Below are 13,223 nucleotides of genomic sequence, written 5' to 3'. Positions count from 1 at the left end.
GCCACATGTAACCATCACGCCACATATAACCATCTCGCCACATATAACCATCGCGCCACATATAACCATCTCGCCACATATAACCACTTTCAGAGGCGTAACCACCATCCCAGGTATACTCATTAGTGCCTTCAATGTAGTAGTTACCCGCTTGGTCGCGTCGAGCTGGCCCAGCATAATGCTGCTCTCCTTGAATATCCATCTCAATATCAAGCATACTATTTGCACAATCTGTTTTGGTACTATAGGCAGCTTCATAAGCATTAATCATTCCTGCCCCTTGTTGAAATATACTATAGGCTAACTTTCCTTCAGATGATAACGCAGGTTGTGCTGTTGCCATTAATTTACATTTAATCATGTCCGGTGTTAATGAGGGATCTTGTTGTAATATTAACGCAATAGCACCTGTTACTACTGCTGTTGCTTGCGAAGTGCCTGACATCGCAAAATGATTTTTACTAGAAAAGAAATCGTCATGCGCTTTACCTATTACTGTTTCTTCTTTCATTAAGCCTAATAAACGAGAACCTGGCGCAACAATCTCTGGTTTAACAAACCCCTCAATGGTTGGCCCTGATGAAGAAAATCCGGTAAGAATATCATCAGTGATCAAGCTGGTTTTATTATTGCTCATTGCCCCAACCGTGATGATATAAGGTACATTACCAGGCACGCCGATTGTCATGGCTTCTGGCCCTCTATTTCCAGCAGAAGCAACAACCACAATACCTGACTGCCATGCAACCATCACGGCTTGGTTAATTGGATCGTCCCAATACAATGATTGTGGTTCTGCACTAAATGATAAATTTAATACACGAATATTGTGAGTATCCTTATTGCTAACTACCCAGTCTAATGCTCTAATCACATCTAAATAACGACCTTTACCTTGATCATCAAATGCTTTTACACTGACAATATTGGCATTTGGTGCTATCCCTGTGTAGTTTTCTTCATCTTTTTGCCGCTCGCTGCTAGTAGCAATACTCGCCACATGACTACCATGGCCACTTTGATCAGATGAAGCATTATCTACCTCGTTTTTGATCGCATCAAATTGCACTAATAATCGTATATCTGAGGTGATATTTTCTGCTATATTTTTTAACTTTTTATCAATCCCCGTATCAATAAATGCAATCGTAATTCCACTGCCATTGATATTGCTGTCATGAAGGCGATCTGCTTCAACTCTTGCGGCATAATTTAAATCAGGATTTAAATCGCCAGAATCATCTCCTTTCAAATCATCATTTTCAATGGTGCGATTTTGATAGATAGCGCGAATATTAGCATAGCCTTGTAAGGTTTTTCTTTGTTGCTTTGTAAGATTGACTCCAATAGCTTTGATGATAGGTAATGTATGAGTAATTTGGCCACCGACACGTTCAATTAAACGGGTAACTGATTGGATATCTTTCCCTTGAACGATAAAACTTTGTGTTGGCGCTTTAGCTGTCATCCACAAAACGGTTGTAAAGATAAGAGATAAAATCCCTATTAATAATATTGCTTGTTTTCTGCTAAATGTCATAAATACCATCCTAGTTACTGACCATGTTTTATTTGAGGAAATGTACCAAAGAAAATGCACATTACTTGTTAAAAGATTTATGAACAGCAATGATTGCGCCAATTTATTTTAAATCAATATTATCATATGGTTAAGGTTTTGCAGTAATAATACTTACAACGTGGTGCGCCATAATTTAATTATAAACAAAAAAAATGGCGCACAAAAATTAAATATTCGGCGCGCCATAATTTTAATGATTATTACTTTTTTGCTTTAATTGATATTTGCTAGCTTGAGACTAACTTTCGTAACGTAGGTTCACTTACCGCCATAAGCTGGGCTGTTAAACTAACATTATCAGGGATTCTGAGTTTTATTTGACTCAGTAATTGTATCTTACTCTTTTTAATCATATCGATATCAAGTTTAATAAGTTGCGTCAGTAAAGATGTGAGTTCAGACCAATTTTTTGGACGAGGCGCTAAGCCTGCTTGCTTTTTATTTTCTGCTTTTTGTAATTTCCGACGAAAAGTACTTTCAGGGATACTAAGTAATGATGCCGCTTGGCGCGAAATATGATTAGAAACTTGATACGCGATAAGAATCAGATCATCATTCAGCCAGCTACCTAGCGGAATTGGCACTATAGGAGTATTTTCAGTAATGGCACTTATTTGCTGCGAGAGCTGCTGCTCAAGTTGCTGCCATAGCGTATGAATTGAAATTGTATCACTCAATTGCTCTGTCATTATATTACCTTTTTCACTGCTGACTTTAATATGAGAAGTATCCATATTTTGATCAATCATAGTATTCACATAATTATGATGAGTTTTTGGGGGATTAATGCCGTCAATATCTAACGCTAAGTTATGTGGAGATAGTATATTTCCTTCACTGAAAATTACTGCCTGCATGACTTTATGCTGTAATTCTCGTACATTTCCAGGCCAATGATAAGATAATGCCGCTGTGGCGGCTGACGGGCTCAATTGCAACTTTTCTTTATGATATTGTACACTGAACTTAGTCATAAAATGTTTGATCAAGTATAAAATATCTTGCGATCTTTCTCGCAATGGTGGCACGTGAATCTCAACAGCATTGAGTCGATAATACAGATCGGCTCTAAATCGACCTGCACTAACCTCTTTAGCTAAATTACGATTGGTCGCGGCTATAATTCTGACATCAAGGACTTGGGTCTTACCTCCACCAATAGGGGTTATTTGCTTTTCCTGAACGAAGCGCAATAACTTACTTTGAACATCTAGTGGTATTTCCCCGATTTCATCAAGCACTAAGGTACCGCCAATGGCATCTATAATACGCCCTAAATTCCGCTGTTCCGCACCTGTAAACGCTCCCTTTACATGACCGAACAACTCACTTTCAATTAAAGCATCAGGAATCGCCCCACAATCTATCAACACAAAAGGTTTGTCGGCTCTTGAGCTAAGTTTATGTAACGTATGAGTGAGTAATTCTTTCCCTGTGCCTGTTTCTCCAACAATGAGTACTGTCGCATCGGTTACCGCAACTTTTTGTATTTTATTGACCAGTGCTTCCATCTGTATAGAGCAATAAACCAGATTAGAAAACTGTATTGCCGAACGTAACTCTTTTAACTCTTGCTGCAGACGTAACTGTTCAAGTTCTTGATTACGCTTAAGTGTTGTTTGTAGAAAAAGTCGCTCAAAAGCAGCACTCAACTGACTGGTTAAAGCATCTAAGAGTAAAACTTCACCAATATTAATCAATAAACTGTCTTCGGAACCATCGACATATAAACAACCTATATAGCTACCCTGAGCAATGAATGGAAAAGCATATGCGTATAATGGTGAACTTTGATTATTTTCGTCAAATACGATTTCGACATTGGATATTTTACTTCTACATTTATCAACTAAGGCTAGCTGTGGTTCCGTAATGCTGTGTGAAGGTAACAAATCAACTTTACTTTGTTTTTGTGCTTGCCGCCCAATAATTAAAGCGGCGTTGTCATTTGACGCCTCAAGGAAAAGGTAAATATTTTTAACAGCGAAAGTAGCTAATAGTCTTTCAATAAAATTTGTTGCCAGTACTTTCTGCTCAGTAGCCACAGAGACCATTGACATGACATCCCATAGTAACAACATATTCCGATAATCTTTACTTTCAGAGGTGGTAAAAATCCCCTGTAATTTGTCTACTTTTTCTTTACATTGGCTAACAAGCGCTTTATGCCATACTACCGATATATTTTGACCTTTAAGTTTTGCAACGTCCAGTGCTTGCTCTGCTCGTAACAGTAACGTTTGCAATGTTATATCTGTTGACATAGTATTTAAATTAAGGCTCAGGCCAAAGTTGAATGCAATTGAGCAGGTGTTATTTAAAAAGTTAGCCTGTGATAGATTTATTGTTAATTGTTCCGTATATTTTTGGCATTGTGCCAAATCGTCATTCCTCTCCGTGGCAAAAAAAGGTAACACAACAGCAAATTGTGCTGCACCATAACGGCTTATAAGCGTATGTTCAGCAAAGCTAATTTTTAACCTATTGGCTATTTCAATAAGAATACTATCTCCAGCTTTACGTCCATATTGCTTATTGATTTGTTTAAAGTCATTAGGATTAATTAGGATAACGACAAATTTTTGTTTCCTTTTTTGTAATTTCGCTATTTGTATTTTTAACTCATTACGAGTAAATAATTGCGTTAACGGGTCTAAAAGACTTGACTGCCATTGCTGACAATACGTTGATAAGGAGCCAGCAAAAGCCAGTAGCATTTTGTATAGACTTGTTGGTAGATGATTTTCAGAAAACATATTAAGTTGTTCGTTATTTTCATAACGTAGCCCTAACCAACAATAATTTTTTATTTTAATAGGGTTTGTTTTTAGTTGTAGATCACCTGAATTTTTTAGTGATATCTCAGTGGCTTTGTTTAGGTCTATTCTAAATATTTTAAAATAATTATCGTTTTTTGGAGTTACATTAACAAAAAGTTCATTGGTCGTATTTCTCTCTGATCTTAAATTTTCCTGTACTTGAATAAACTGATGTGCATCTTGTGGGGTGGATAATGGATAAATAGCAAGTTTGGGATTTAACTCAATAAGAATTTCACTATTTCTATGTTCAGTTAGTGCAGGCAAATAAAGTACTGCGTTTACTGTCTGGCAAAATTCTCTAATCATTTGCAAGTAGAGGTTAATTAATTCTTTAGGCTGCAATATCAACTCAAATTTCAACTCATTTTAATAGATTACTATCAACTCATAGCGGGTTTCTGCAGAGCAGTGAATTTATCTTAAAGGCCTTTATATAACGTTTTTTAGATAAACTACCCATTTTTCATAATAGACAATAGTATTGATGGCTGAAAATCCGAAAAAGCCCATCTGGAATATCATACCGACCGATTTGACTGAAAAGGAATTCAATGAAATTGTCTTACCTCTCCTTCATGTACCAAGCCGAGAGCCTTCACCAAATCTATCCATCATACCGTCTTTAATTGCATTCTCAACTTTATGCATACAGGATGTCAATGGAAAAAAGGTTTAGCCACATATTTTAGCATTGATATTATTTCTTTGTGCTTATCTTTATCATAAGGCAAATTAGTTTTCGTTGTATAATTATTTTTTGCAGTGGCTGCAAGTTAAACATCCGTAATTTATAAAAATTATTTCATTAGAACTGTGTATCAGTAGCATGAAGAGATCGTCTGCATCATTGACCTAGCCTAAGTTACACTTGTTGAATGTTAACCTGTTGATATGGAATAATAAGTTATATAAAGACCCCACATGCTAATGATATTTAACAAATGACAGTTGGCTAGATTCCGCTTCACTTTACATTTTAGCCAACAATTAAAAGCTTCTTAATGGGGCTTTGGTATGACTTTTCACGTTAAGTTAAATACACTGATCCTTGTTCATTAATTTAAGGACCTTTTATTCACTTTTTTAATTGAGTGAGTTAACGCATAGAATGAAACAAGTAATTTCGTCGTTTATCATGCCGATATTTGTGGATCACTAACTTGTTAATTAGCAGGGTCTACCTTACTCATTTCGTTGTGGCACCTGTCTTCAGTCTACGTTTTTGGTTCAATAACCATTAGGTTATTGCCGTTCCAACACCGTCGGTGATTGTGCCACACCCGATGCTTGAACCCATGCGCTAACTCAACACTTTTTCTTATAAAATGACTCATGTGGGCACTATTGATAGTCGAAGATTTACGTCAATTTTTGGTAGTACGACCTTTCGAGAAATAGCCCCAATATAAGCGTTCATTTCTTTAGCAATAGCCGTGACGACATCACGGTGTTTGCCTTTTACATCAAACGATTGTATCGTCTGCATAACCTCATTTGTGCTGCCATAGCATACCAACAATTTCTTTGTTTAAGCCTTCCTGCCTAAGTCACATTTCTTTTGATACATTGACGTTTTGTTTGTACGAATGTGCACTTTTGACCAGTAGTCGTCTTGTATGGCTATTACCGCATTTGGTCATAGCCCCTAAGTGATTTTTTGCACCACTTGAATGTTCACTTGGTATCAGACCAAGGTAGCTCATTAATTTTCTGGGGTGGTCGAACCGTGATAAATCGCCTAATTGAGCAATAACGCCAGTTGCGACTAATAATCTATCCCCACGCATAACCTGTATCGCTTTGACTACCGGATAAAACCGCCAACGCTTCATTTGATGGGTTAATTCATAATCCAACGTTTTAAATGTTTTAACCTTTCGGTAATAGTTGAAACGGCTTCTTGTAAAACACTTACCTTGGCAGGGATGAGGTCGTACTAATTCATCCCTGCCAAGGTAAGTGCTGTAATGACCAGTTATCTTTTACTTTGCTGTTGATGTTGTTCGTAACAGCAAAGCTTTTAGTTGGTATTTTGCATCTTTTAAATCTTTGATGCTGGTTTTACGGGCGTGTGATAAATCGCGAACGGTTTCATCTTTGGGCTCAGGGACATAGATAGGGGGTAAGTCTTGAGATTTAAGTAATTTAGCGAGGTTAAGGGCATCACGCTTATCGATTTTTATTTTCTCTCCTGGTTTTTTTAGGGGAAAGCGAAGGAGCGATACCATAACAGCAATGATTAAATCTGGTCAGTAAACGGTAAATCCAATAGCGACAAGGATCTGTTTCGTAAACAAAATTAAGTGTGGCATCTGGGTATTTTGATTGTAATTGTCACGCTAGTTATTTAAAAGCGGCTTTATTACTGAATATTTTACCAAGATGTGTTGATTTAGCGCCACGCTGGTCTTGGATATATGCGACATCCGTGGATGTTTTATGGGTATCTAAGCCAATAAAAAGTATGTTGTGTTTTATTATGCTAGCCCCTGTTTGATAATGTTGACACATATTTTATAGCTCTGGTTTGTAAAACTAACCCACGTTCAGAGGCTCGTGCCTCTTGGGGAGTCACTGTATCTGTGTGTTTTAGGAGTAGTATGCGTAAACAGGACTTTATTAAAAGGCGTAAAGAGTTTGAGGAGCGTTTCAAAAGGAATGATTGGATTTATAGTACTGTCTTTATTTTATTAATTTTCGCAAATTATTTTGTTGTTAGTGTCTGGGATTTGTTACCTGAAGATTGGGTGTGGCTTTATTTAATCATTCTCTTTGCATTTATATTTGGTAATATAATCGTATTAACAAGTTTCATGCTCATCAAATTAAACAATCAGGGCTTAATTGTCGCTCGTGTAAAGAGCCATTAATGGCCTAACAAGCTTATAGCTACGATAATTGTCTTATGTGGTGTGAGTCAGTATTTAGGTAAGCCAATACTTAATAGCCATTCAAGCAGGACAAATAACAGTTGATTATTTGCGCATTCGTCGCTTATTTTAGCCAACTATTATTTTCCTCTTAATGTGGCGTTATAACTCATAATTTCCCATAATTGGTGGTACGGTATGATTTATAGTTTCTAACTTACTTCCCGCCCTGAGCCTGATATCAAGTTAAATTTAACCTGAAATCAATGGAGAACCCCTATATTTTAAAACCCGTAAATATAGTGAGTTATTATAAGGTTTTGCATCTTGCCAGCACTTCTACACAATCCTAATCCATTTGAATGCTAGTGTTTGAAGAGCTGCTTGGTGAGAACTACTTCTCTCTCTTTGTTGTAGATAATACAAATTAGCCCAGTAATATTTTAGGCGAGAATGACTTGCCCATTTTATAAATTTTTGTCGTAAAAATGTTGAGTATTGCCAGCGCCAATGAACCCAAGACTTTTAGCCACTTCTTTCTGTTATAGGCGCAATACCTGCGTATTGTTGCACTTAGTTGGCTGATTTAAACCTATCTCTCTGCTCTTCGAATGCAGCAAGTAACCGCGAGGACAAGGCAGCACCTGCGCCAGGTAAACTATTGAAAATAGGAGCGACAGGAAGTTTTTTCATTAGTTCTGTTATCGCTTTATTATACTCTTGAATGCACTTCATTGAGTTGACAATGCGTTCAACATAGGAAACCACTAACATTGAATGACTGTCAATTATGGCTTTGTCATCCGCGAGAGGATTGGTTTTTTTTATCAGTGACAGTCGATTATCAACAATGGCAGTGTTATGAATACCATGATCATTGAAAAACTTTGTTAAGGTAGATTTATGGGCTTTGTAGCTTGTTGAATGGTTGGTCATCAAGTAATAAAAGCACAAAAAATATGTGTGTCTTTTTTGCAAAACCATTCATTCGCCTGAGGATAATCCTGTTTGATTGCATTAATCATCTGATTAACCACTCGTTGTTTATCATCTACTACCTTTCTCCTATGCTCCACTAAAAAAAACAGTTTACGCATGTTGATGCTTTACTGGTTTACAGGAGGAAAATGATTTGGGTAACGAAGCATAAGCTCTAATGCAAACTCAGCATCAGTGGGAGCATTTTTAGCTTTACTGGTTTTAAAAGCTGTTCGGTATTTTGCAAGTGTTGTTGGGTTTATTGGAACAATTACAAGAAAATCATATTGCTGTAGGGCATAAACGATAGGCCCTCTTCTTAACTCAACGGCAATAGGTGAACCAAATCTTTTATGAAGCCCTTTCACCCATTTATCAATTTCATTTACTTCATGCTTAATAACAGAAACTTACGTTTACCTGTGAGTGGATCCTAAATGTAAATATCGTATTTGTCATTTGCTCAATCAATACCAACAAATACCTTGTAGTTAGTCTTACTTAAATGTGAAGTCATGCCAATCTCTTGTTTCATATATACATGTGTTCCCAAACTCTTCGAAAGCAATATAATAAGTAGTTTAAGCAAGCCCTGAGTATTCGTTTTAAAGCTAGGGCGTACCTATGACATCGAAAGTAAAGCGGTGACCATCAAAATGATATCGTATCAATATTCGTATGAAATAGGCACATGATCTGAACACCCTAATTATAGGTTTATTCAGACCAAAAGGACTATATTCGTATATTAGTGAACATAAACTTACCTAGTTTTGAGGACTAAATCAGGTCAGCAGTGTGCAATAGTGACGGTTAGTACTATCTCGTTCTGAAGGCGAGATCGAAGTACAAATCTGTTATCTTTATAAATGCGCTAAGTTATTAAATGCAATTAAATCATAGCCTTAATTCCATACCAAGAGCTGACTTATAGTGTTAGCTCACAAATTTTAGTAACTGCTTGTTTTCGTTAATGGAAGCAAGCAGTTTTCTAAAATCCTTTCATATCAATCTGTGCAATTCCAAATAATTTTATAGAGTAAGCTACAGGGAACTTAAGGGCTTTCTATGTTCTTTAACTTACATCTCATTTTAGTCTTCGAAATATATGAATACCTATAAATAAGGTAGTAATTGAACGTGTTGAAGTAACCTGTCTTTTTTGATTCTAATGTCATTGGTTGTTGGCTTAATCTTTGTTAATCTTATTCTTGTCCCTCAACGCTTGCTATAAATAGCAGGGAGGTTAGATTAAACACCACTAAGGTAATAGTTAACATGCCCAACGAAGCCATTTTGCGATGACAGAAAAACGTAAAGAGCGGAAAGTACCTTCTGGAAGAATTGCTCGTCTCGCTAAATTGGGTGGTTTGGCCTCAGCGGTTGCCGGCAATATTGTTAAAGGTGCGACAAAACAAATGCTCAGTGGTCAGCGTCCATCATTAACTGAGTCCTTACGTAATATCGACAACGCTATATCTATCACCAAGCGTTTAGCACATATGCGTGGCGCAGCGATGAAACTTGGTCAACTACTCTCCATGGATGCCGGTGAATTACTGCCTATCGAATGGGAACCTATTCTTTCACGATTGCGCCAAGAAGCTGATCCTATGCCTAAGGCGCAACTACTGAAAACCTTGGTTGCGTCTTGGTCTAAAGATTGGCATCAACAATTTAGTTCTTTTTCATTTACCCCCATCGCATCGGCAAGTATCGGTCAGGTTCATCGGGCAACACTAAAGGATGGTCGTCAGTTGGCGATTAAGGTCCAGTACCCGGGTGTTAGAGAAAGCATTGACAGTGATATTGATAACGTCATGAATTTACTAAAACTCAGTGGTGTTTTACCTAAACATATTGATTTGACTAGCGTGCTTGCTGAAGCAAAAGCCCAGCTTAAAGCTGAAGCTAATTATTTGCAGGAGGCGGAATTTCTTAACACTTATCGTAAAAAGCTGTCTAACGACCCTCGCTTTATTGTGCCCTTTGTTGTTGACGAGCTAACGGATGAAAATATACTGACGATGGAATATATCGAAGGTTCTCCCATCACTGATATTAGTACGATGAGTGCTGGTATTGTGGATTTAGTCTGTAGCCAATTAATGGATTTAACTTATCAAGAGCTATTTACGCATAAACTTATGCAAAGTGACCCCAACTTTGCTAATTTCTTGTATCAGAGCGACACACAAAAAATAGTGTTACTTGATTTTGGAGCTTGCCGGCAGCTTTCTCAACATACTTCAGTACATTATCTTGCTATGGCTGATGCTATGCAGCGTCAAGATAATAACGACATGCGTTTAGCGCTGTATTCGCTTGGTTTAGTTGACAATAATATGAGTGATACTGCAATAGATACGGTGCTAAAGACTTGTTTTGAAGCCAGTTATTGCTTACAAAGTAATATGGGCTACAACTTAAAAAAACAGCAACTGATTAAGCGAATTAGAGAGGTTAGTATGCCATTAATTACCGATAAAACAGCGATAGCATCTCCGATATTTGAAGTTGCATTAGTCAATCGAAAAATTACTGGTATGATATTGCTAGCCAATAAGTTAGGTGCGACACTCGATTTTAAAAGCGCTCTTGCTCCTTATTTACTGGAAAGCGCAAAGCAATCAAACGATGAAACCTAACACAATCGACTTTTCAAAACAGAAGCTGCTGTTTTAGTCTTTTTAAAATACTTTAAATTATTAATCTCTTTGCTAATCTGACTAAAGGAGTAAGTTAACTAGTATAGTTACTGGGTAATTATTTTAACAAGGCACTTCTTCTTAATAGGCCAGCCATAATAACTGATGCATTTTTTTCATTACACTAGACTTAAGTTATCTTTATTCAGCCGGGTGATTGTTATGTATAAGACTCGCTCACAACAAATTAGTTTATTGGATACACCTATTATCACATTTGCAGTGGTACGGTACGTAAGGCTTTTTTGTGTGGTGTAGGCAAGGATACGGGTGCCAGTTTGGAACATCGACACACATGGATTGAAAAGTGATTATTAACATTATCTCAGGTATTTGCGATAGATATCTGTGCCTAAAAGTCCAACAACGGTTGTCACACCCACTTGGGTTAATTTTGAAAGAGAAACCGGTGGAATCTGTGTTGAAAAACCTGCTTTGCTACCGGTAATATGAGCATGACTGTCAATGAAACCTGGCACTAGGTAAGGGCCATTTAAATCGATGATTTCTACCAGCTAATTATCAGGGATGCTGTGGAGAGCATTATCGGATATATCAAAAATATCAGCGATTTTTACACCAGCAATTAGCACATCTTTAACACCTATAGGGTTATAAAAGGTTTGAGTTTTTTAATTTTTAAATCATGGGTTTACGACAATATTTAATAAATATCAGACGAGTATGTATTATTATATATCTGATCCTAATCATTACGTATACAACTTATCTACAATTTATCAGCCAACTACATTTGTAAACGAAAGGTTTACGAGTGGTGTACGCGTGAAGGGGGTCTAATCTCAATCTAAATAGTTAGCCCCTAACACTATGTCAGAGGCCTATTATTATCAGCAAAAAAAGTGTTAACTAAATACAGTTTTAACTAATGCAAACTGCACTTTTATTCGCTGTAGTGTTCAGTACAAAAGCGCTTAAGGGCGAGTTTGCCCTTGACCTGCGACACGATATTTAAAGATGGTCAGTTGTTCTAAACCAACCGGTCCACGTGCATGAACTTTACCAGTAGCAATACCAATTTCAGCGCCCATGCCAAATTCCCCACCATCAGCAAACTGAGTTGAAGCGTTATGCATCACTACTGCAGAATCAACAGAGCGCATAAAAGTTTCCGCAGTATTGTCATTCTCGGTGATAATAGCATCGGTGTGTTTAGATGAATGCTCTTCAATAAAATTAAGTGCCTCATCTAGGCTCTGTACTATTTTAACCGATATAATGGCGTCAAGGTATTCAGTATCCCAATCTACATCAGTCGCGGCATTAATACGAGGATCACAGGCTTGAGCGGCAATATCGCCACGAATTTCACACCCCTCTAATGTATCAACGAGTTGTGGTAAAAATTCTGTCGCTATTGCTTGGTCTAACACTAAACTTTCAGTGGCACCACAGACACCGGTTCTACGTAATTTAGCATTTTTAATAATGCTTAATGCTTTTGCCACGTCGGCATCTTTATCCACATAAATATGGTTATTGCCATCTAAATGCAACAATGTTGGTACTTGAGCCTCGTTTCTTACCAGCTCAACTAAACCACGACCACCTCGAGGAATAACTAAATCAACATAATCAGCACAGCGCAGTAAAGCGGCAACGGCAGAACGATCATCGGTGTCAACCAATTGTATACAGTTAGCCGGTAAGCCTGCTGCACGTAAACCTGTTGCCATACACTCAACAATAATACGTGTGGAATTTAGGCTTTCGGAGCCACCACGTAAAATTACTGTGTTACCTGATTTAAGACATAACGCGCCAGCATCTGCGCCAACATTAGGACGTGATTCATAAATCATTCCAATAACGCCAATAGGTGTTGCCACACGAGTTATTTTAAGACCATTTGGACGGTCAAATTCGGCTAATACTCGACCCACAGGATCGGCTAATTTGGCAATGTCTTCTAACGCGACAGCCATACCTTCAACTCTTTCTGGGTTAAGCTCTAGTCGGTCTACAAATGAGTCGGCTTTGCCCGCTTTTTTAACGCTTGAAACATCAAGCGCGTTAGCTTTAAGTAATGCACCCATATTTTCGCGTAACGCATTTGCGGCAATCGTTAATGCTTTGTTTTTTTGTTCAGTCGTTGCACAAGCAAGCACTTTTGCAGCAGCTTTTGCTTGTTTACCAAGGGTTGTGATCATTGTTTCGATAGAAATATTCTTAGGGGTATTTGACATTAATGTCTTCCTTTTACTTGTTCATTTAACACTAAACTGTTTGATCAAATTCAAAT

The 13,223-nt window shown here is 37.5% G+C and carries 8 protein-coding genes and 1 pseudogene; 2 read left to right on the top strand and 7 right to left on the bottom strand.

Features of this window, described 5'->3' with window-relative positions; translation table 11 throughout:
• From H4J52_RS10305 to H4J52_RS10295, 3 genes and pseudogenes are all read right to left on the bottom strand, one after another.
• A partial coding sequence (locus H4J52_RS10305; RefSeq protein WP_182224607.1) for a S8 family peptidase occupies nucleotides 1-1,540 on the bottom strand: 1,540 nt, incomplete at its 3' end.
• A 269-nt stretch (nucleotides 1,541-1,809) separates the two neighbouring features.
• Nucleotides 1,810-4,668 carry a sigma 54-interacting transcriptional regulator gene (locus H4J52_RS10300; RefSeq protein ID WP_182179243.1) on the bottom strand — a complete coding sequence of 953 codons (2,859 nt, stop codon included), beginning with the start codon at nucleotides 4,666-4,668 and terminating at the stop codon, nucleotides 1,810-1,812.
• A gap of 1,066 nt (nucleotides 4,669-5,734) precedes the next feature.
• Nucleotides 5,735-6,885 (bottom strand): annotated as a pseudogene (locus H4J52_RS10295) (IS110 family transposase).
• 119 nt (nucleotides 6,886-7,004) lie between these two features.
• Between H4J52_RS10295 and H4J52_RS10290 the strand changes: the two are divergent.
• On the top strand, nucleotides 7,005-7,274 hold the full coding sequence (locus H4J52_RS10290) for a hypothetical protein (protein WP_182172741.1): 270 nt from the start codon (nucleotides 7,005-7,007) through the stop codon (nucleotides 7,272-7,274).
• A 573-nt stretch (nucleotides 7,275-7,847) separates the two neighbouring features.
• Here the strand turns inward: H4J52_RS10290 and H4J52_RS10285 are convergent.
• Nucleotides 7,848-8,252, bottom strand: coding sequence for a hypothetical protein (locus H4J52_RS10285; RefSeq protein WP_182172738.1), 405 nt, complete (start codon nucleotides 8,250-8,252; stop codon nucleotides 7,848-7,850).
• Between the two features lie 128 nt (nucleotides 8,253-8,380).
• Nucleotides 8,381-8,620 (bottom strand): hypothetical protein, encoded by a 240-nt coding sequence (locus H4J52_RS10280; protein ID WP_182172735.1) that lies wholly within the window; start codon nucleotides 8,618-8,620, stop codon nucleotides 8,381-8,383.
• A 933-nt stretch (nucleotides 8,621-9,553) separates the two neighbouring features.
• Here H4J52_RS10280 and H4J52_RS10275 point away from each other — a divergent pair.
• Nucleotides 9,554-10,900 carry an AarF/ABC1/UbiB kinase family protein gene (locus H4J52_RS10275; RefSeq protein ID WP_182224606.1) on the top strand — a complete coding sequence of 449 codons (1,347 nt, stop codon included), beginning with the start codon at nucleotides 9,554-9,556 and terminating at the stop codon, nucleotides 10,898-10,900.
• 380 nt (nucleotides 10,901-11,280) lie between these two features.
• Here the strand turns inward: H4J52_RS10275 and H4J52_RS10270 are convergent, their stop codons facing one another.
• Nucleotides 11,281-11,463, bottom strand: a complete 183-nt coding sequence (locus H4J52_RS10270; protein ID WP_310649636.1) for an amidohydrolase family protein — start codon at nucleotides 11,461-11,463, stop codon at nucleotides 11,281-11,283.
• 432 nt (nucleotides 11,464-11,895) lie between these two features.
• On the bottom strand, nucleotides 11,896-13,167 hold the full coding sequence (locus tag H4J52_RS10265) for a glutamate-5-semialdehyde dehydrogenase (RefSeq protein ID WP_182179247.1): 1,272 nt from the start codon (nucleotides 13,165-13,167) through the stop codon (nucleotides 11,896-11,898).
• Nucleotides 13,168-13,223 lie beyond the last annotated feature (56 nt).

This window comes from Colwellia sp. MB02u-14 (assembly GCF_014076915.1).
Lineage (GTDB): Bacteria > Pseudomonadota > Gammaproteobacteria > Enterobacterales > Alteromonadaceae > Colwellia_A.
This window is presented reverse-complemented; position numbering and strand designations above follow the sequence as displayed.

Coding starts and splice junctions, on each gene's coding strand:
- H4J52_RS10290 (WP_182172741.1), top strand. CDS start 7,005: ATGCGTAAACAGGACTTTATTAAAAGGCGTAAAGAGTTTGAGGAGCGT.
- H4J52_RS10265 (WP_182179247.1), bottom strand. CDS start 13,167: ATGTCAAATACCCCTAAGAATATTTCTATCGAAACAATGATCACAACC.
- H4J52_RS10275 (WP_182224606.1), top strand. CDS start 9,554: ATGACAGAAAAACGTAAAGAGCGGAAAGTACCTTCTGGAAGAATTGCT.